Raw genomic sequence first — 19,909 nt, 5'->3', positions numbered from 1 at the left:
AAGCCAACATCATTGCTGGCCGTTGACGACTTGTCTATGCGCCTTCGATGACGGAACTTACGCCGGGTCTGGGCGAGTGCCCAAAATATGAGCTTCGTCCGCGCCGCTGAATGCCGAGCGAACAGCCGTCGAAAGCCGCAGCGGTTTCCCCGAGACGGCGACCAGCACGACGGTGACCTCGGCTTCGAAGACGCGCCGATCCTGATTGAGAACAGTCTGAAGCAACGTGACGCTTGCCCCGCCGAGCTCCTTGACGCGCGTCTCGACGATCAGCACGTCATCCATGCGCGACGGCCGCAGGAAATCGCAGTTCATGCGACGCACAACGAACGCCGCCGGCTCGTGACTTGCGGATCCGTCGATCAGCCGCCGCGAATCCGTACCCAGCAGTCGCAGAAAATCCGTGCGCCCACGCTCGCACCAGCGGATGTAGGAGGCGTGATAGGCAATGCCGCCCGCATCCGTGTCTTCGAAATAGACGCGAACTGGCAACACATGCCGCCGCCCCGTTTCGTCATCGATGATGCGGCCTGCGAGATCCGGCCAGGCGTTTGCTGTGTCACTCATGTGTCGATTTCCGATTGATCAATCGTCGGCGTCACGCAACGTTGCGTCCGGACACGACGTCCACGACCACGATTTCCGGCGGCGCGCCGAAGCGCACCGGCAGAGTCGAACATCCGAGCCCCGCCGAGACGATCAGGTTGCGGCCGTCTTCGACGATGTGCCCATAGAGATAGCGCTGACCGTACCGCGACGGAACGATCGGCGCATATCCCGCGATCCGCACCTGTCCGCCGTGTGTATGTCCCGCGAGCGTCAACGCCACCCGCGACGGAACCTTCGGGAAGATGTCAGGCTCGTGAACCATGAGGATCACGGGCTCGTCATCCGTGACCTTACCGAGCGTGGCTTCGAGATCGTCGACGCCTTGGTACGAGTCTTCGCGCTCGTCTGCGTGCCTTCTCGGCCAAAAGGCCCACTGGTCGCCCAATCCGGCAATCCAGAACGGCCAGCCATCCTTCTCGAAACGCACGGCATCGTTTTGGTAGACCGGGATACCGGCCGCCTCGAGCGCCACCTTGGATTTGATGGGACCAGCCCGGCGCCGCTGCACCTCGATATCTTCCCACCAGTCGTGATTGCCGAGTACGGCGTGCACACCAAGCGGCGCCTTGAGGCCCGCCAGTACGGCGGCCCAATCGGCGTGTTTGACATCGCGGCTCCAAAGCGCCATGCGCCCGCCGCGCACATAGTCACCGAGCAGAAAGATCGCATCGGCGCCAAGCACGTTCGTGCGGCTGACAATGCGCTGCAAACGGTCGAGGCCGAGCCACGGCTCACAGATGTGCAGATCGGTGATGACGGCAATTCGCAGTGAGAAGTCCTGCGGCCAGCCAGGCGGCGAAACGGTGTAGCGGGTAATCCCAAGCCGGAACGGTTCGGCAAGCGCATAGCCGCCGAAGGTCATGGAGCCCACCCCGGCGACCGCCAAACCCTTGAGAACTTGCCTGCGCGTAAGCAATGGAACTCCGCAATCGCAACCGGATCGGCCCGGCCCGGCCCGAGCCGAACCTCAGCATCGAAAAATGACGAGATGGAAGCCGCCGAATTCGCCGGACCAATAATCCGCCGGAACTTCTAGAGTGCTTCCGGAAAAGTGGGAACCGGTTTTCCGATAAGAAGCACGACAAAACAAAGAATTAGGGTCGGCCCTCGATTCAAGCGAAGCCTGGACGACCCTAATGGCTCATGAAGGCTAAAACGCGCTTGCCCTTCAAGGCATAAGACAATTCCGCACGCCCGCGCGCCTACTCCTCCCCCTCCTCGAACATGGGGAGTTCGGGAGTGGACGCCCGCGCCGGCCCGGAAAGTCCCAGGTGCCGGAAGGCCTTGAAGGTCAGAACGCGCCCCCGCGGCGTGCGTCCGATGAACCCCTGCTGCAGGAGGTAAGGCTCGACGATTTCCTCTAGGGCGTCCCGCGGTTCCGAGAGCGCGGCAGCGATGGTCTCGATGCCGACGGGACCGCCTTCGTAGGTGCCCGCGATGCAGGTCAGATAGCGATGGTCGAGCGCATCAAGCCCGGCGTGATCGACCTCGAGGGCGCGCAGCGCCGTGTCCGCGATTGTCGCGTCGATGACGGGCGAACCCGCGACGGCCGCGAAGTCGCGCACGCGGCGAAGCAGCCGCCCGGCGATACGCGGCGTGCCACGCGCGCGCCGCGCGATCTCGACTGCGCCATCGGGTGCAATAGGGGCACCCAACACCCGCGCCCCGCGCGTCACGACGCTCTCCAGCTCCTCGACCGTATAGAAGTTGAGCCGGATCGGGATGCCGAAGCGGTCTCGCAGCGGTGTCGTCAGGAGACCCGCGCGCGTCGTCGCGCCGACAAGCGTGAACTTCGCGAGATCGATGCGCACCGAGCGCGCCGCAGGCCCCTCGCCGATGATGAGGTCGAGCTGAAAGTCCTCCATTGCAGGATAGAGGATTTCCTCGATCGCCGGATTGAGGCGATGGATTTCATCGATGAAGAGCACGTCGCGCTCTTCAAGATTGGTAAGCAGCGCCGCAAGATCGCCCGCCTTCGAGATCACCGGACCCGACGTGGCGCGGAACCCGACGCCCATCTCTTTGGCCATGATCTGGGCGAGCGTCGTCTTGCCGAGGCCGGGTGGCCCGGCGAACAGCACATGATCCAGCGCATCGCCGCGCGTCTTCGCCGCCTCGATGAAGACGCGAAGGTTGGCGCGTGCCTGCTCTTGGCCCACGAAGTCGTCGAGCGAGCGCGGCCGGATTGAGGCCTCATAGGCATCCGCCTCGCGCTTCGCTCCGCTGATGAGGCGGTCGGTCATGTTTTGTTCGTGGCCGTGTTCGGCCCGCAGGTCAAGGGTACCTGGACGATGGAGCGGTCAGTTACAGACTGATATGTGCAGCTAAGGTAACGGCTCTAGGCCCGGCGGCACATAAGCCGTCCGAACAGAAGGGCGATCGCCGGCGGCACGGCCGCGAGCAGCCCGTACATGATCGCGTGCTTGCCGGTCGCGGCGCGCAAAGCTTCCACCGTCGCAGGATCGTTCGCGGACATATCCATCGGCACATGCGGCGTGGTGGTGTAGCCGAAATAAGCGACGATGCCGACCCAGATCAGGGACAGCACAAACCACATCGGAAACGAGAACAGCCTGCACATCGCCCTGTCGCTCCATTGCAGCCAACTGCGTTGTCCTAGCACACCACGACCGCGGACGGTGTGAGGAGCTCCCAAAAAAGCTAACGCGCCAACTCCTTAAGCCCGCGCCGGATGAGCTTGGCCGTGTCGGCGTCCGCGCCGAGCTCTTTCATGGCCGCCGCGACCGCCGCCGACGCCTGGGCAGGGTTGTAGCCAAGATTGGTGAGCGCCGAGATCGCCTCGGCTGCGGCCATACCCTCGACTGGCACGCTCGACGCAACGCCGCCCGCACCGGAAACCTCGGGAACGTTGAGCCCCGCGACGGACAGCGCCGGCGCCTTGTCCTTGAGCTCGGCGACGATGCGCTGCGCGAGCTTCTTGCCGACACCCGGTGCCTGCTCCACCGCCGCCCAGTTGCCGAGCGCAATGGCATTGGCGAGATCGTGCGTCGAGAGCACTCCGAGCACCCCGAGCCCCACCTTTGCGCCCACGCCCTGCACGTTCTGCAGCGTGCGGAACCAGCTACGCTCCACTTCGCTTTGGAATCCGTAGAGGCGAATGGCGTCCTCGCGTACGTGCGTGTCGATGGTGAGCGTCACCGCTTCGCCGATCTTGAGGTTGCGCAGCGTGCGCGTCGAAAGCTGTACCTCGTAGCCGACCCCGCCGACGTCGATGATCGCGTGCGCTTCGCCGATGGCGTCGACCTTGCCCCTAAGTTGCCCGATCATGAGTGCTGCCCGATCATCGCACCGCCTCTTCCTTGAGTACGCGTCGCGCCAAGGCAGCCGCGCCGCGATGATTGGCGTGACAGATGGCGATGGCAAGCGCATCCGCCTCGTCCGCGCTCTCGAAGCGCGCCTTCGGCAGCAGAAAGCCAATCATGGCCTGGATTTGCTGCTTTTCCGCATGTCCCGCCCCGACAACGGATTTCTTGATGAGGTTGGGTGTGTATTCCGCCACCCGCAGCCCCTTCATGGCGGGGGCCAGCAAGGCCATACCGCGCGCCTGCCCGAGCTTCAGCGTCGACCGCGGGTTCTCGTTGACGAAGGTCTCTTCGACGGCCGCCTCGCTGGCACCGGACACCGCGATGACACTGGTCAGGCCCTCGAACAGCTCTCGCAGCCGGTAGGCCAAATCCTCGCCCGACGTAGAGGTGATCAGCCCCGACGAGATGTAGCTCAGCCGCACGCCGTCGGTCTCGATGACGCCCCATCCGGTGCGCCGGAGTCCCGGGTCGATGCCGATAATGCGAACCAATGTCTGTCCCCTCATGCCACCGGCTTAACACACGCCGTGTGATTCGCGGCGGCATGCGCCTGCCAAATCGGCGGCACCAGGCCGACGGCTAATTCCCAATAACCACAACCCCATCCGATTGCTCCGAGTCGTGAATTTGCGGCGGCAGAACCTCTTGTTCGTGATAGAATCGCTGCGTCGTCTCGCCCCATGAGGAGATCCCGATGTCATTCTCAACAGACCAGATCGTCGTTTGGATCATCGTCGGTTTGCTCGGAGGGAGTCTCGCCGGCCTCCTCGCGAAGGGCGAGAAGCGGGGGTTCGGAATCTGGAAGAACCTCGCTCTGGGCCTCGCAGGAGCCCTCATCGGTGGGCTTCTGTTTCGCCTTCTCGGGCTGTTCCCGTCCCTCGACGGCGTTACGGTTTCACTCCGCGACGTCGTCTCGGCATTCATTGGATCTTTGCTGGTCCTTATCGGCCTGTGGCTGAAGGACCGGAGCACGTCCGGCTCCTGATCGCCCAACGTCCCTGTTGACCGGATACGCGTCGGCCGTCATCCCTCCACTTTCTTTGGGCTGAATACGTCCGCGTGACGGATCAAGAGGACCTGCATGACCTTCCCGACCGAGCTTGGCTCCAACGAATGGATGATGATCTGGGGTGCCGGGCTGGCGCTCCTAGCCGTCGTGATTATGTGGCGCGTCTCTCGCTACGATCTCGCGGGCGCGGCCTTCGATAGCGCCTGGCAGGTCGCGCGCGGCCAACGCACGACCGAAGCACCGACTGCGCTCGAGGAAAAGTACAATGAGATCGCCCGCGAAGCCTCCGTAACGGGAAAAGCCAAGCGCGCCGCCGGCACCGTCATCGGTCACTTCGCCGCCAAGGTGGCGAACCTGATCGCCATGATCATGCTCGGCATTGGTGCCGTCTTGATCGGGCTCGGCGTCTACTGGCGCTGAGCGCGGGGTGCCCCTCCACCCACTGCGGGAAAGGGGCGCGCCGCCACCTATTCGCGCTGCATGAACTTGTCGGCGACGGTCACGAGGCCGGTCTCTCGGCTCTGCGCGCAGGCCTTGCCGATTTCGTAGCCTTCGGTCTTGAGCTTGTCGAAATCGATCATCTTGTCTCCGGCATAGCTGGCGTAGTAGCCCGCAAGCCACATCAGGATGATGCCGAGCCCTTCATTATCGTTGCTGTCGGCCGTATCGACGATGCGCTGGCATTTGATCGTCGCAAGATCGATCGCCTCGGAGGACGCTTCCGTGGCGTTCTCGCCCATGAATTTCTCGGATGCCGTGTAAACACCGATCCGCGGATTCTTCTTGCAGAACTCGACCGTGCGCTGGATGTCCTCTTTCAGCCCATCGAAATCGACCACCGTCCCCTGGTCCTCGGTCGCGTGATAGCCCGCCATCCAGGACAACAAGGCAGCCCCGCCGAAATGGTCGGAATCCGAACCCGACGCATCCACTTCCGCTAGTTCGGCACAGGTGAACGTCGTTGCGTCGACGGCATTCTCGGCCGACGCGGGTAGGCTAAAGGCACACAGAAGGGGGATGATCGCGACGAGGGAATGACGCGGCATGGCACGCTCCACGGGGACCCGGCAGCCCGATGGGGGCGCGCCTCTCGATCCGACACTGCATTCTGTCCGCGCACGCCTTAAATAAGCTTTAGCAAAGCATAAGGGCCCGAGCGCATGGCCCGAGCCCTTGTTTCATGATCGCCACATCGTGCTGGCGTCTGTCTCTCAGATGAGCTTGCCCATCGCGACGGCCGTATCGGCCATGCGGTTCGAGAAGCCCCACTCGTTATCATACCAGGAAAGAACGCGCACCAGCGTGCCGTCCATGACCTTCGTCTGATCGAGATGGAAGATCGACGAACGAGGATCGTGATTGAAGTCAGTCGATACGTTCGGCTGATCGGTGACGCCGAGGATTCCCTTGAGCTGTTGCGCAGCCGCCGCCTTCACGCCCGCGTTGATCTCGTCCTTCGTCGTCTCGTTCTTGGCGATGAACTTGAAGTCGACGACCGACACGTTGGGCGTCGGCACGCGGATCGAGGTGCCGTCGAGCTTGCCGTTGAGTTCCGGCAGCACGAGACCGACCGCCTTGGCCGCACCCGTGGTCGTCGGGATCATCGACAGCGCCGCCGCGCGAGCGCGATAGAGGTCCTTGTGCAGCGTATCGAGCGTCGGCTGATCGCCCGTATAGCTGTGAATGGTCGTCATGAAGCCCTTCTCGATGCCGACCAGATCGTGCAGCACCTTGGCGACCGGCGCCAGGCAGTTGGTCGTGCACGAGGCGTTCGAGACCACGAGGTGGTCCTTGGTCAGCTTGTCGTGGTTGACGCCATAGACGACCGTCAGGTCGGCGCCATCCGCAGGCGCGGAAACGAGCACGCGCTTTGCCCCCGCCGTCAAATGCGCAGACGCCTTATCCTTGCTCGTGAAGATGCCGGTGCACTCGAGCGCGATGTCGACGCCCATCTCCTTGTGTGGCAGCTCCGCAGGATTCTTGACCGCCGTCACCTTGATCGGTCCGCGTCCGAGATCGATGCTGTCACCCTTGACCGTGACCTCGCCGGGAAACCGTCCGTGCACGCTATCGAACCGCAGAAGATGCGCATTCGTCTCCACCGGACCTAGATCGTTGATGGCAACAACTTCGATGTCGGTGCGGCCGGACTCATAGATCGCGCGCAGCACGTTGCGGCCGATGCGGCCAAATCCGTTGATCGCGACCTTGAGTGCCATGAGTGTCCTCCAGAGGGGTGATGAGATTGTCTTCGGGCGGGAGGCCGGGCGATACGCAACGCCAGCAACCGCCGGGCGGGCGCCATTAAGTTGGCGGACACCCATGCTGTCAATCCTTCCTCCGTCCACAGCGCTGCGCTTAAAGCCGCGCTTGAAAAAGTAATCCTCGTTTTGTTTCGTCCGTTTCGGGTGTTTTCTTGCACCGCAACGTTAGATTACATATGCTGCGCGCCGTGGTGCGGATCCCCTGAATTCATGGTCCGCAGATCTGCGAGGGAGGGAGCGGATCATCTCATGGTTCAGCGTGCAAAAGAGAAGGCAAGGCGTCCGGCCGGCCGTCTGAAAGAGCAGCCGGCAGCGGCGCAAACCCCGGAAGCGCGCGTCAAGGCGCTCGAACAAGAACGGGATGCACTCAAGGCCGACTTGGACGCTGCTCGCCAGAGAATCGCCGCCCTCGAAGAAAGCCGCAGCGCCGTCGCCAACCGCATCGACTGGGTCATCGAGTCGCTTAGCGGCGTTGTCGACAGAGAGGACTGAGCCCCTCGCTTTTTAGTCCCCCCGGCACTATGTTGGTTCTGCTGCGGGGTTCGTCAGGAACACATGAATCTCCAGGGCCTATAAGATCTGCCTGGGAGCTGTCCCTGGCCGGGGCCGTGGCCCCGGACATATGGCGCCCACCTTACATTTGTAGGGACCCGGCGAGATCAACCGTTCCAACGGCCACCGCGGCACTTTACCCTTCCCCGTAATCATTCCTGAGTGGTCGAACGCCCTCGCAGGACGCAGCGAGAGGGCCCAGTCAGGAATACGCATGTCGACGACGATTTCCGATCTCAAGAAGGAGATGCGCCGCGCCGCCAAGGCCACGCGGCAGCAAGCGTTTGCGCGCCTGGGCGATAGCGCATCACACGCGATTGCCGGGCATGGCGTCGGCTTCGCTGGCAAGCCCGCACCCGCAATCGTCTCCGGTTTTCTGGCCATCGGAGACGAGATCGACCCGACCCCTCTGATGCAGCGCTTGCTCGGCGAAGGTTACCGGCTTTGCCTCCCGGTCATGGAAGGCAAAGGCAAGCCGCTCGTCTTTCGTGCCTGGTCGCCAGGCGACCCGCTGGCGGAAACCACTTGGGGCATTCGCGAGCCTCTACCGGAGGCCGAGGTTCTGGATCCTGACATCGTGCTCGGCCCGCTGCTCTCGTTTGACGATCAAGGTTACCGTCTGGGCTACGGCGGCGGCTTCTACGACCGCACGCTTGCGCGGTTGCGCGCGTTGAAGCCGATCGTTTCGATTGGGATCGCTTTCGACGAGCAAAAGGTCGACGCCGTCCCCCATGTCGACTATGACGAGCGGCTTGACTGGATCTTGACCCCCTCCGGCCCAACGAGATGCCCGGCTAAAGGATAAGAACGACCCCAGAATGCGCCTGCTCTTTCTTGGAGACATCGTCGGACGAGCCGGCCGCCGGGCAGCGGTCGAAGCCATTCCGCGGCTGCGCGCGCGCTACAAGCTCGATTTCCTGGTCATCAACGCAGAGAACGCCGCCGGCGGTTTCGGAATCACCGAAGCCATCCACCTCGAGCTGATCGACGCCGGAGCGGACGCCGTCACACTCGGCAATCACGCCTTCGACCAGAAGGACACGCTCGTCTTCATCGAGCGTCAGGAACGCCTCATCCGGCCCATCAACTTTCCACCGGGAACGCCGGGCCGCGGCGCAGGTCTCTTCAGAGCAAAGAACGGCGCCGACGTACTCGTGATCAACGCCATGGGCCGGGTCTTCATGACCGAAATCGATTGCCCATTCCGGGCAGTCGATCGCGAGATCACCGCCTGCGGCCTGAAGTCCGGCGCCGATGTCATCCTCATCGACTTCCACGCCGAGGCGACGAGCGAGAAACAGGCCCTCGGCCATTTCGTCGACGGGCGCGCCAGCGTCGTTGTCGGCACACACACGCACACACCGACCAGCGACGAGCGCATCCTTTCGGGCGGCACCGCCTACATGTCGGACGCCGGCATGTGCGGCGACTACAATTCCGTGCTCGGCATGGAAATCGACGAACCGCTCAATCGCTTCCTGACCCGCCTGCCGCGCGAACGCTTCGAGCCGGCTCTGGGCCCGGCGACTGTCTCGGGTCTGGCTGTCGAAATCGACGACAAGACCGGGCTTGCCGTGCGCGTGAAAAGTTTGCGGCTCGGTGGCGTTCTTGAGCCGACCGAGCCGCTCTTCTGGGTAGATTGAGAGAGAGTCTATGGCAACCGCATGAGGAGGGGTCTGCCCCGCCCTCAGCGCAATGATGAGCATGCTCACCCTGTCCGCGATTGGGCATTGGCGGTATGGGGTAAGCCTAGTTGATTCTGCACCGCACAGCGAGACCCCGCCCCTTAAGGAAAAAACAGGGGGGAATCGCCCTGTTGTCGCTGATATTGCGGGCTTGAGGGGGGTTGACCGGCGCGAGGCGCCCGCTCATTAAATCGGACCCAAACCTGCGGGGGACCGCCCCGCCAACGGACTTCAGGACACATGGCCGGCCACTCAGCGTTTAAGAACATCATGCACAAGAAGGGCCGCAAGGACGCAGCCCGCGCCAAGATGTTCACGAAATTTGCCCGGGAAATCACCGTCGCCGCCAAGTCCGGCCTTCCCGATCCCGATATGAACCCGCGCCTGCGTCTCGCCATCCAGTCGGCGCGGGCCGAAAACATGCCCAAAGACAACATCGAGCGGGCCATCAAGAAGGCGATCGGCGGCGATAGCGAAGCCTATGAAACGATCCGCTACGAGGGTTACGCGCCCGGTGGCGTCGCCGTCATCGCCGAGGCCCTGACCGACAATCGAAACCGCACGGGCGGCGCCGTCCGTGCGGTTTTTACCAAGAACGGCGGTAACTTGGCCTCGACCGGCGCCGTCTCCCACATGTTCGAGCACGTGGGCGAGATCCGCTTCAAGCCGGCCGCCGGATCGCCCGACGCCGTGCTCGAGGCAGCCATTGAAGCCGGCGCCGATGACGCGATTTCCGATGCAACGGCCCACGTCGTGACGTGTTCGTTCGACAGCCTCGGCACCGTCGCAGGCGCGCTCGAGGAGAAGCTGGGCGAACCCGAGAGCGTCAAAGCCGTTTGGAAGCCAAACCTCACGACCGAGGTGGACGAGGAGAACGCCCAGAGCATCATGAAGCTCATTGCGGCGCTCGAGGACGACGACGACGTTCAGAACGTCTTCGCCAATTTCGAGGTCTCCGAGGAAGTCTTGAAGAAGCTCACTGCAGCCTGATCGCGCACCAGCCGCGAGATCGGCACGAAACCCTGAAATCAACGAACCGGACCAGAGGCACATGACCGAGAAGCTCGCAGACATCGCCCAAGCCATGGTAGCGCCCGGAAAAGGCATCCTGGCCGCCGACGAAAGCTCCGGCACCATCAAAAAGCGCTTCGACAGCATCGGCGTCACCTCGACGGAAGACACCCGCCGCGATTATCGCGAGATGCTGTTCCGCGCCAATGACGCCATGAAGAACTACGTTTCCGGCGTCATCCTCTACGACGAGACGATCCGCCAGAAGGCCAAGGATGGTACGACGCTTGTCGACATCATGAAGGCCGCCGGCTCCATTCCCGGCATCAAGGTGGACGTTGGAGCCAAGCCGCTCGTCGGCCCAACCTCCAAGAACGAAACCATCACCGAAGGCCTCGACGGCCTGCGCGAACGTCTCGCCGAGTACTACAAGCTCGGCGCCCGCTTTGCGAAGTGGCGTGGCGTCATCACCATCGCCGACGGCCTGCCTACCTGGAACTGCGTGAAGGCCAACGCCCACGCCCTCGCCCGCTACGCGGCGCTCTGCCAGGAAGCCGGCATCGTCCCGATCGTCGAGCCGGAAATCCTGATGGACGGTCCGCACTCGAGCCACGACATCAACGAGTGCTACCGCGTCACCGAGTGGACGCTGCGCACAGTGTTCCGCGAGCTTTATGACGCGCGCGTTGAGCTCGAAGGCATGGTCTTGAAGCCGAACATGGTGATCGCGGGCCAGAAGGCCGTGAAGCAGGCCTCCGCCGAAGAGGTCGCCGAGAAGACGCTGCGCTGTCTGAAGTCGACGGTGCCGTCGGCGGTCCCTGGCATCGCGTTCCTTTCGGGCGGCCAGTCCGACGAAGCCGCAACCCAGCATCTCTCGCTGATGAACGCCGCAGGCCCGCTACCCTGGGCGTTGACGTTCTCCTACGGCCGAGCACTCCAGGCCGCAGCGCTCACCGCCTGGGGCGGCAAGCCCGAGAACGTTGCGGCAGGCCAGCGCGCATTCACGCACCGTGCCCGCATGAACAGCCTCGCCGCGCTCGGCAAGTGGGATGCGAAGCTCGAGAAGGCCGCGTAACCTCTCAAGTTGCAACACTAACAATCAGGGTGCGAGCGATGAGCTCGCATCCTTTTTTATTGGAAAGCCGGAACCGGCTGCGGGGATCTGCATTGTGGGGCAGGCGCGGAGCATTGCGCGTATTTATTCGCGCGTAAAACTCGCCGCCGAATCTTGAACCGAATTCCTTGGGTGGAGACCCAAACCCTATAGCCTTCGAACCGATGGAACGAAGGCCAAGCAGCAAGGCGCGACGAGCCCCCTCGTTGCGCCTTGACTGTTTTCAGATCTCAAGTTTCGAGGAGCTCTCAGTTCATCCAGAAGCCGGAGATCGCATCGGCCAGCGTGTCAGGCGACTGATACTTCTTTTTCTTCTTCTGCTTTGAGCCGCTCTGCATCGGCTCGTCGGAAACGGGATCGGCCGACGACGTCTCGATCACCGGATCGAGCTTCAAAGCCCGCCCGGTCAGCGCCGCCGAAAGGCGGCTGTCGTGGCCATAGAGATCGGCGAATGTCGAGACATGGCCTTGCTCATCCGCGACCGCTGTAAAGTAGGTCATGTGCACGGGGATCGGATTTTTGAGGGTGACATCTCCGCCTCCACCGACAGCACGTTCCACACCGGCAGCGTCGAGACCGTTGGCCTGCTCGATCATGACCTCGGCGAACTGCCGCGGGTTCTGCACGCGGATACAGCCGTGGGACAGCGCGCGGCTCGGCTGAGCGAACAGGGATCGCTCGATGGTGTCGTGCATGTAGACATCGTGTTTGTTGGGGAACAGGAACTTGACGGTCCCGAGCGGATTCTTACCGCCCGGCGGCTGAACGAAGCTGAAGTTCCTGACATCGGCCGTGGTCCAGTCGACGCTGTCCGGATCGATCCGGCGGCCGCCGCGATAGACGTCGAGACCATAGGCGCGGATGATATTGCCCCCGCCTCCGCCGCCGAAGAACAGGAAGCCGCCGCCCGCAGCCCGCAGACGCGGAGCGAGCTCGCGCGTCTTGATACCATCGGGCATACCCCACGACGGGTTGAAGACGATCGTCTTCATCGTTTCCGAGAACACCGGCGTCGGCCACTGCGGCAGGCCCACGATGATCCGCTCTTTGAAGATGACCTCGTTGCCCTTGTAAACGCGCGTGACGTATTCGGGGATGTTGTTCTGGACATAGACCTTGCCGAGATCCTCCGGCATCCAGCGCCAGCGCTCCATATTGAGCACGATCCGCTGCGTGCCGCGCTCCGGATCGGGCGCGCGCTGCGCGTCCACTTCTTTGTTGAGCGACACGCGCGTGGCGCCGGAGAGCTGTCCGCTCGCCTTGATCCCCTTCTCGACCTGATAGGCCTTGAGCGCCAGCTCGAGCTTCTCGTCGAACAGTGAGTCTTTGGCCCCCGCGTCCGCGGGAACCTTGAGACGCTGGCGCAGCAGCGCCACTTCCGGCGCATCGACACCCACTTTCAACGTTGTTTTCGTGGGCGGCAGATTGATCTTGAGTGCTGGATCCACCTCAACCGCGGTGTCCGTGGTGCCGCGCGCCTTGAGCAGCGCCTTGTGCAGGAGCTGGAACTGCGGATGCTTCGGATGGAGATTGCGTAGATAAGCATCCGGCGTCGCTGAAGCCGCCAGCTCCGTCATCACGACGGCCGGGTCCTTGATGGGCGGCGTCTGATCCATGAGACGGCTCAGCGAAGCCAGACTGACACGTCCGCCCCTTGCGAAGCGCGCATACTTCAACAGCGCAAGCGTCAACTTACTTTCAGCCTCGGCACGAGCTTCCGGCGTCGCAGACGAGTCCGCAAGGGTCGGCAGGTCGAACGCTGCAGCCGAGAGGCCCCAGTCATCCGCCTTCCGTACCTCGGCCATCGCGCTCTTTGCTTTCGCGTTGAACCCCGAGGCGTCGACCCATACCGGGCCTTCAGTACGGTTGCCGTAGAATGCTGAGGCAGCCGCGACGTCATCCTTGGCAAACTTCGACGTGTTGGCCGACGTGCCGAGCCAGGTCCGCACTACGGCGACGACTGGATCGACCACGGGCGCTTGAGGCGCTGCAGCCTGAGCGGGCGTTGCGGGCGGCGTCTGAGCAGGCGCGGTTGTCGCTGCTGCAGCTGCAGGAGCAGCTGGCGGCGTCGCTGCCGGCGCTGCGGTGTCGGTGGGCGCGGCCTGCGCTGCTGGAGTTGCAGCAGGAGTGCTGGAACCCGATGGAGCGTTCGGAGTCGTCGCCGTCGAAGCCGCAGCGGGTGGCGTGGAAGCTGCGGGAGTCGCCGGCGCAGCAGACGTCGCAGCCGGAGGTGTGGGTGCTGCTGCGTTAGCAATGGCGTTCGCGGGAGCTTCCGCAGGTTTCGTGTCCGTTGCGGCCGGAGCCGCCGGCGTTGTCCCGGTTTGGGCGGCGGGTGCTGGTGGCGTTTGTGGTGTGGGGAGCGCGCCTGTCGTAGTCTGGGCTCCGGCGCTCGAAGCGGCCAGAGCGAATGTGCCAAGCGCGACTGTGGCGGCAAAAATGCGCGTAGAAACTGTCGTGAGCATCAATTTGGCTCCCCCAAAGCGGGACACGCAGCACCCCGTTTGTAACACCCACTTTCTGGGCATTGCCCGACAAGTGGAGACACAGCATGGCAATTTCATGCCCGGAAAATCAGGCATAGACCGGAAACAATCGATAGAAACACGCTTAACATCGGCGCCCGAATCTATTCGGCCATACTGCAGAACAGCGGCAGCAAGCTTAAGTCAGGCTTAAAACTGAGCCCGCTCTGTCGGTTAGGCAGACCCAACCCTCGGATTCGCAAGAGCTGACGATAGCCGGAACCAGGCCCCCGCGATAGAGAAACACCTTTTCTTTCCCTCACAATTCCATCACACCGGGCGGAGTCTCTTTTCCGCCGGATTTGAGACACATAGGCTCGCGCGAAAGGGGCTTCCAAGCCCCTGTGGAATAGAACCGAGGGGTCATGTCCCAGAAATCTTCAGACCCTGGCTTGTGCCTCATCGTGGAAGCGCGTTCCGGCGCGGACTGGTCCTCCCGTCTCGATGCAGCACTCGAGGCAACCGGCGCATTGACTCTGATCCTTGTCCCGCCCGGCGATAGCCCGGCTATCGATCCGACTGTCGCGAAGCCCCTCGTGGCACTCGCGCAGAGCAAGACCATTGCGGCGCTCCTTGCGAACGACATAGCGACCGCCAAAGCCGTCGGCGCGGATGGCGTGCACATCTCCTGGCGCCCCGAAATCGAAGACGCGTACGAAGCCGCGCGCACAGCGCTCGGCCCTGACGCGATCGTCGGCGTCGACGCGGGGATCTCGCGCCACGATGCGATGGCACTCGGAGAGGCAGGCGCCGACTACATCGCCTTCGGCCGCATGACAGATGCCTACACGCAAGAGGAAGCGCGAGAGACCCAGCACGAGCTGGTGACTTGGTGGGCGGAAATCTTTCTCGTGCCGGTGGTCGCGCTCGTTTCGGCGACACCGGATGACGTCGCCGAATTCGTGCAAGCCGGCGTGGATTTCGTTGCCGTGCAGCTTCCCTCCGAATTCCCGGGTGCAGCGGTTGAAAAGACATGGGGGCAGGACTTGGCCTCGGCGCTCTCCGCTTCCGCCAACGCAGCCTGAGGAGCAGCCGTCGTGAAAACAGCCCATCTTGTCGCTCTGGGATGCGTGGGCTTGTCCCTCGGGGGGATCGGTGGCCTCGTGGCGACGGGAATGCTCAAGCCGTATTGGCCGCAGACCACGATGGCACCCGCACCTCCCGCAGCCACGACTCCCGAGCTGAAAAGCGAATCTTCGGCCCTTCCGGAAGAAGATCCCGCCTACGCCGCATTCGATCAGGGACAATATCTGACGGCGCTGAAACTCGCGGAAGAAGCTGCCGCTCACGACGACCCCGAGGCACACACCCTGGTCGGACGCATTTACGCCGAGGGGCTCGGCGTTCCCAAGGATGAAGGCACCGCCGCCCGTTGGTACGCGAAAGCCGCCGAGTTAGGCGACCTCCAGGGTATGGTCGCGCTCGGCAAGATGCTTGCGGAAGGACGCGGCGTCTCGAAGGACATGAACCTCGCCGCTGAGATGTTCGAAAAGGCCGCCGCGACCGGCGACCCGGTAGCGAACTACAATCTCGGCCTTCTGTTCTTGCGCGGCTCTGGCAAGCCCGAGAACCCTTACCGCGCCGCGCAGCACATCCGTTACGCCGCCGAGAGAGGCGTCGCCGCCGCGCAATACGATCTCGCCGCGCTCTATCTCGAAGGCAACGGCGTCCCGAACGATGCGCTCGAGGCCGCGAAGTGGAGTTCCAAAGCCGCAGCCCAAGGATTGCCCGCGGCCCAGTACGACTACGCTGTGATGCTGCTCCAGGGCCGCGGCCTCACCGCCGACGAAGGCAAGTTCGTCACGTATCTCCAATCGGCAGCCGACAAGGGCGTCGCCGGCGCTCAGAACCGGCTTGGCCACTTGTATGCCGAAGGCGTCGGCGTCGAGGCCAATCCGATCGAGGCTGCCAAATGGCGCTACATCGCCAAGGCGGGCGGGATCGTTGACGACAAGCTGGACCTGTTCGTCGCGGCATTGCCCGATAAAGATCGCACCAAGGCTGAAGCCGCCGCGACCGAATGGCGCGAACGCCGGGAAGTCATGGCGTTACCCTGATCGTTCAACGCCTCCGCGCGCGGAACGTTAAGGAGTTGAACGGAACCGCCCGCGAAAAAGGTTGACGTTCCGGCCCGAAAGCGTCAGAGCCTCGCCATCCCTCTCAATCGCCGTGCCGCCAGCCTGCGGCCCGCCTTCAACTTTCCTGGCCGCTGCTCATGCCCGCCTCAGCCCTGATGAACGTAATGGTCGCCGCCGCGCGCAAAGCCGGCCGGTCGCTCGCCCGCGACTTCGGCGAGGTCGAGAATCTTCAGGTGTCCGTGAAGGGACCCGCCAATTTCGTGTCCGCCGCCGACCATAAGGCCGAGGACATCATCTTCAAGGAGCTGTCGAAGGCGCGCCCCGGCTACGGCTTCCTGATGGAAGAGCGCGGCGAGATCGAAGGCGTCGACAAAACCCACCGCTGGATCGTCGATCCCCTCGACGGCACCACGAACTTCCTGCACGGCATTCCGCACTTCGCCATCTCGATCGGCCTCGAGCGTGAGGGTGTGCTCGTAGCAGGCGTCGTCTACAATCCCGCAAGCGACGAACTTTTCACGGCCGAAAAGGGCAAAGGTGCGTTTCTGAGCGACAAGCGCCGCCTGCGCGTGGCCGCCCGCAAAAGCTTGGCCGACGCCGTCGTCGTCACCGGCATCCCCCATCGCGGCCGCCCTGGCCATCCGCGCTTCTTGAACGAAATGCAGACGGTGATGATGGAAGTCGCGGGCCTGCGCCGGTCCGGCTCCGCCGCCCTTGATCTCGCCTACGTCGCAGCCGGCCGATACGACGGCTACTGGGAGCGCGGGCTGAAGCCGTGGGATCTCGCGGCGGGCATCGTTCTCGTGCGCGAAGCCGGTGGACTGGTAACGGACGTGGATGGCGGCGATACGGCGCTCACCCGCGGCGATGTCCTGGCCGGCAACAGCGCCATCACGAAGGCTCTCTTGCCCCTCCTCGCCCACTAACCCGTCGAGGCGAACTTTCGCTCCGCGCGAAAGCAGTCAATCAAGACCGTCGACCGAGATCATCTGGGGCCACAACCGGCTCGCCTCAGCCGGTATCCCCTCTTCTCCCAACGCCCCTCTGTCCTGCCTGATCCCACCTCGTCACGAGGGCCATGCCGGAGCATGCACACATAATGACAGTGTGTGGCAGCGACGCCGTGTGCTTGTGGCAAGGTTACCATACTTTGATGCGCATACAGAAAGTGATTCGGCCTGTCATCAGAGGGGGAACGGTTATGCGATTCAAACTGACGCTAGCGATCATCGCGAGTCTTGTGGCGGCACCGGCCGTCGCTGCAGACAAGCCGGCCCGCGGTGTTTACGTCGGCGTTTTCGGCGGTGGGGGCTCCAGCACCGCCACTGACGTCAGCCAGCTTGGCACCGCCTTTTTTCCCGAGGCCTCGGGAGGCCCGTTAGCCGTCAATGCGACGGGGCGGACCGGCAGCGGCGGTGTCGGGTTCGTCGGCGGACAGGTCGGTTATGAAATGTCTTATCCCTCGCTCGTGCTGCCCGCCTTCGAAATCGAAGGTTTTTATCTCGACACTGGCACCCGGCGCGCGGCGCTGAACAACCCTACGAACAGGCTTCCTGAGCATACGTTCGATGCCACCTACCCGATGAATAGCGCCGTTTTCCTGGCAAACATGGTTCTCAGCTTTCCAACGTCCTATCCGGGTGTGACGCCCTATATCGGCGGCGGTATCGGCGGCGCCCTCGTCAGCATCGACGGCGCGAAGTCCCTTCAGACCAACCCATCGGAGGGTAACCTCAACCACTTCAACTCCGGCCCCGACTCCTCTGCCTGGACCTTCGCTGCGCAGATCAAGGCCGGTCTTCGCGTCGCAATTGGCAGCAACGCCTACCTGTTCGGCGAGTATCGCTACCTATACCTCGGCGCCGTCGATCAGACATTCGGGCCCACTGCGTTTGATACCCATGTTCCCACGAGTGCCTGGACAGTTCGCTTCGACGGCACGTCCCACCATCTGGCAACCGCCGGCATCGGGTTCGATTTCTAGTTTGACGCCACGGACGTGCCGCCGGGACACTGCGTCTCGGCGGCACGGTTCGCGCGTTGCGACGTGGAGAACGCCATTTAGGGCTGAGGAGCGAGCGTCCGCTTGGGATCAGCCGCGAAAATCGCGGACACGCGTCGCGCTGTGCGCTTTGAGCCGGAAACCGGACACGCACTGAGGATCCGGCCTAGCGCGCCCTCTTGCTCCCACGCGAGGCGAAGCGCACGGCTTCCTCTGCTGCTCGCACAATGGCCTTGGCCTTGTTGATGCATTCCTGCTGCTCTTTTTCAGGAACGCTGTCGAACACGATGCCCGCACCCGACTGGACATAAAGCTTCCCGTCCTTCACGAGCGCCGTGCGCAACACGATGCAGGTATCCATCTCGCCATCGGCCGTGAAGTACCCGACGCAACCCGCATACGGACCGCGCTTCGCCTTCTCGAGATCGTCGATGATCTCCATCGCGCGGACCTTGGGCGCGCCGGAGACGGTGCCCGCGGGAAAACCTGCCATCAGCGCGTCGATCGCGTCGTGTTTCTTGGAGAGCCGCCCGATCACGTTCGAGACAATGTGCATGACGTGGCTGTAGCGTTCGACGACGAACTTCTGCGTCACCTCCACCGAGCCCACATCCGCCACGCGGCCCACATCGTTGCGCCCGAGATCGAGCAGCATGAGATGCTCGCTGCGCTCCTTCGGATCACGCAGCAGCGTGTCCGCGAGTGTCTTGTCCTCGGCTTCCGTCGCACCACGCGGCGCGGTTCCAGCGATCGGACGGATCGTCACCTCGCCGTCCCGCACACGCACCAGAATCTCTGGGCTCGATCCGACAAGAGCGAAGGAGCCGAGATCGAGATGGAACAGGAACGGCGACGGGTTCGTGCGCCTGAGTGCGCGGTAGAGCGCGAACGGCGGCAGCGCAAACGGCGCCGAAAAACGTTGCGAGAGCACCACCTGGAAAATGTCGCCGGCGCGGATGTACTCCTTCGCGCGGTCGACCATGCTCATGTATTCGCGTGCGGTGGTATTGGACTTCGGCTCCGGCTGCGCAAGCTTCTTGGAAGCGACGGACGCCGCATGGGGGAGCGGCTCGTCCAGCGCGTGCACGGTCTTCTTGAGCCGCTTCAGCGCGGCCTTGTAGTCCTTTTCCGCATCGGCCTTGCCGTCTTTGCCCACAGGACGGACCGGCGTCACGATGCTGATCTCGTCCTTCACGGAATCGAAGATCACGATCACCATCGGCCGCATCAGCACGGCATCCGGCACGTCGAGTTCATTGTCCTTGACGTCGGGCAGCTTCTCGATGAGCCGCACCGTGTCATAGCCCATATAGCCGAAGACACCGGCCGCCATTGGCGGCAACTCGGACGGAAGTGCGAGGCGCGAGTCCGCCAGGAGCGCGCGCAGCGACTCGAGCGCGGGCTTCTTGTCGGCCTTGAAAGCGTCCGGCTTTTTTACCGGGTCGCAATTGATCTCCGCGGAGTTGCCGTTCGCGCGCCAGACCACATCGGGCGAAAGCCCAATCACCGAATAGCGCCCCCGCGAGGCGCCACCTTCGACAGACTCGAGCAGGAACGAGAACGGTTTGCCCAGCGCGAGCTTGAGATAAACCGAAACAGGCGTCTCAAGATCCGCAACAAGACGCGTCCAGACCACCTGCGCTTCGCCTGCGCGATAACGTTTGGCGAAGGCGTCGAGCGACGGGAGCGCCTCGATTGCCTGGGCCCTCTGCGAGAGCGTGCTCACGACGCCTCCTG

Annotated in this window: 21 protein-coding genes and 1 other RNA gene; 12 read left to right on the top strand and 10 right to left on the bottom strand. The window is 63.3% G+C overall.

Annotated elements, in window-relative coordinates:
- Positions 1-57: 57 nt before the first annotated feature.
- The 6 genes from VHO05_RS14195 to ruvC form a co-directional block, all read right to left on the bottom strand.
- Positions 58-567 carry a YbgC/FadM family acyl-CoA thioesterase gene (locus tag VHO05_RS14195; protein WP_329647236.1) on the bottom strand — a complete coding sequence of 170 codons (510 nt, stop codon included), beginning with the start codon at positions 565-567 and terminating at the stop codon, positions 58-60.
- 31 nt (positions 568-598) lie between these two features.
- Entirely contained in the window at positions 599-1,525 is a 927-nt protein-coding gene (locus VHO05_RS14190; protein ID WP_414653771.1) for a metallophosphoesterase, read from the bottom strand.
- 286 nt (positions 1,526-1,811) lie between these two features.
- Positions 1,812-2,852 (bottom strand): Holliday junction branch migration DNA helicase RuvB, encoded by a 1,041-nt coding sequence (ruvB, locus tag VHO05_RS14185; RefSeq protein WP_329647235.1) that lies wholly within the window; start codon positions 2,850-2,852, stop codon positions 1,812-1,814.
- A gap of 95 nt (positions 2,853-2,947) precedes the next feature.
- Positions 2,948-3,190, bottom strand: a complete 243-nt coding sequence (locus VHO05_RS14180) for a hypothetical protein (RefSeq protein WP_329647234.1) — start codon at positions 3,188-3,190, stop codon at positions 2,948-2,950.
- A gap of 80 nt (positions 3,191-3,270) precedes the next feature.
- Positions 3,271-3,897: a Holliday junction branch migration protein RuvA gene (gene ruvA, locus VHO05_RS14175; RefSeq protein ID WP_329647233.1), complete on the bottom strand. Its 627-nt coding sequence runs from the start codon at positions 3,895-3,897 to the stop codon at positions 3,271-3,273.
- A 13-nt stretch (positions 3,898-3,910) separates the two neighbouring features.
- Positions 3,911-4,441, bottom strand: a complete 531-nt coding sequence (gene ruvC, locus VHO05_RS14170; RefSeq protein WP_329647232.1) for a crossover junction endodeoxyribonuclease RuvC — start codon at positions 4,439-4,441, stop codon at positions 3,911-3,913.
- Between the two features lie 188 nt (positions 4,442-4,629).
- Here ruvC and VHO05_RS14165 point away from each other — a divergent pair, with 188 nt between their 5' ends.
- Both VHO05_RS14165 and VHO05_RS14160 read left to right on the top strand, forming a co-directional pair.
- Positions 4,630-4,920, top strand: coding sequence for a GlsB/YeaQ/YmgE family stress response membrane protein (locus VHO05_RS14165; RefSeq protein ID WP_329647231.1), 291 nt, complete (start codon positions 4,630-4,632; stop codon positions 4,918-4,920).
- Between the two features lie 96 nt (positions 4,921-5,016).
- Positions 5,017-5,364 carry a hypothetical protein gene (locus VHO05_RS14160; protein ID WP_329647230.1) on the top strand — a complete coding sequence of 116 codons (348 nt, stop codon included), beginning with the start codon at positions 5,017-5,019 and terminating at the stop codon, positions 5,362-5,364.
- A gap of 47 nt (positions 5,365-5,411) precedes the next feature.
- Here the strand turns inward: VHO05_RS14160 and VHO05_RS14155 are convergent, their stop codons facing one another.
- Together VHO05_RS14155 and gap are read right to left on the bottom strand one after the other, a co-directional pair.
- Positions 5,412-5,990: an HdeA/HdeB family chaperone gene (locus VHO05_RS14155; protein ID WP_329647229.1), complete on the bottom strand. Its 579-nt coding sequence runs from the start codon at positions 5,988-5,990 to the stop codon at positions 5,412-5,414.
- Positions 5,991-6,155: 165 nt separating this feature from the next.
- Positions 6,156-7,163, bottom strand: coding sequence for a type I glyceraldehyde-3-phosphate dehydrogenase (gene gap / locus VHO05_RS14150; RefSeq protein ID WP_329647228.1), 1,008 nt, complete (start codon positions 7,161-7,163; stop codon positions 6,156-6,158).
- 294 nt (positions 7,164-7,457) lie between these two features.
- Between gap and VHO05_RS14145 the strand changes: the two genes are divergently transcribed.
- From VHO05_RS14145 to VHO05_RS14120, 6 genes are all read left to right on the top strand, one after another.
- Positions 7,458-7,700, top strand: coding sequence for a DUF4164 family protein (locus VHO05_RS14145; RefSeq protein ID WP_329647227.1), 243 nt, complete (start codon positions 7,458-7,460; stop codon positions 7,698-7,700).
- A 35-nt stretch (positions 7,701-7,735) separates the two neighbouring features.
- A non-coding RNA gene (gene ssrS, locus VHO05_RS14140) (6S RNA) lies at positions 7,736-7,899 on the top strand.
- Between the two features lie 75 nt (positions 7,900-7,974).
- Positions 7,975-8,565, top strand: coding sequence for a 5-formyltetrahydrofolate cyclo-ligase (locus VHO05_RS14135; protein ID WP_329647226.1), 591 nt, complete (start codon positions 7,975-7,977; stop codon positions 8,563-8,565).
- 13 nt (positions 8,566-8,578) lie between these two features.
- Positions 8,579-9,403 (top strand): TIGR00282 family metallophosphoesterase, encoded by an 825-nt coding sequence (locus VHO05_RS14130; RefSeq protein WP_329647225.1) that lies wholly within the window; start codon positions 8,579-8,581, stop codon positions 9,401-9,403.
- Positions 9,404-9,685: 282 nt separating this feature from the next.
- Positions 9,686-10,435 carry a YebC/PmpR family DNA-binding transcriptional regulator gene (locus VHO05_RS14125; RefSeq protein WP_329647224.1) on the top strand — a complete coding sequence of 250 codons (750 nt, stop codon included), beginning with the start codon at positions 9,686-9,688 and terminating at the stop codon, positions 10,433-10,435.
- Positions 10,436-10,496: 61 nt separating this feature from the next.
- Positions 10,497-11,531, top strand: a complete 1,035-nt coding sequence (locus tag VHO05_RS14120; RefSeq protein ID WP_329647223.1) for a class I fructose-bisphosphate aldolase — start codon at positions 10,497-10,499, stop codon at positions 11,529-11,531.
- Positions 11,532-11,818: 287 nt separating this feature from the next.
- Here the strand turns inward: VHO05_RS14120 and VHO05_RS14115 are convergent, their stop codons facing one another.
- Entirely contained in the window at positions 11,819-14,032 is a 2,214-nt protein-coding gene (locus VHO05_RS14115) for a L,D-transpeptidase family protein (protein WP_329647222.1), read from the bottom strand.
- A gap of 425 nt (positions 14,033-14,457) precedes the next feature.
- Here VHO05_RS14115 and VHO05_RS14110 point away from each other — a divergent pair, with 425 nt between their 5' ends.
- The 4 genes from VHO05_RS14110 (at position 14,458) to VHO05_RS14095 (ending at position 18,154) form a co-directional block, all read left to right on the top strand.
- On the top strand, positions 14,458-15,117 hold the full coding sequence (locus VHO05_RS14110; RefSeq protein ID WP_329647221.1) for a thiamine phosphate synthase: 660 nt from the start codon (positions 14,458-14,460) through the stop codon (positions 15,115-15,117).
- Positions 15,118-15,129: 12 nt separating this feature from the next.
- Complete coding sequence (locus tag VHO05_RS14105; RefSeq protein WP_329647220.1) at positions 15,130-16,149, top strand: tetratricopeptide repeat protein; 1,020 nt, start codon at positions 15,130-15,132, stop codon at positions 16,147-16,149.
- 158 nt (positions 16,150-16,307) lie between these two features.
- Positions 16,308-17,096 (top strand): inositol monophosphatase family protein, encoded by a 789-nt coding sequence (locus tag VHO05_RS14100; protein WP_329647219.1) that lies wholly within the window; start codon positions 16,308-16,310, stop codon positions 17,094-17,096.
- 275 nt (positions 17,097-17,371) lie between these two features.
- Positions 17,372-18,154 (top strand): outer membrane protein, encoded by a 783-nt coding sequence (locus VHO05_RS14095; protein ID WP_329647218.1) that lies wholly within the window; start codon positions 17,372-17,374, stop codon positions 18,152-18,154.
- Positions 18,155-18,338: 184 nt separating this feature from the next.
- On the opposite strand, the gene trpE is transcribed toward VHO05_RS14095, so the two are convergent.
- Positions 18,339-19,898 (bottom strand): anthranilate synthase component I, encoded by a 1,560-nt coding sequence (gene trpE / locus VHO05_RS14090; protein WP_329647217.1) that lies wholly within the window; start codon positions 19,896-19,898, stop codon positions 18,339-18,341.
- Positions 19,899-19,909 lie beyond the last annotated feature (11 nt).

It is taken from the genome of Hyphomicrobium sp., from assembly GCF_036262015.1.
Classification (GTDB): domain Bacteria; phylum Pseudomonadota; class Alphaproteobacteria; order Rhizobiales; family Hyphomicrobiaceae; genus Hyphomicrobium_C.
Note: the sequence above shows the minus strand (reverse complement) of the source record. Positions and strands in the feature narration are given on the sequence as shown.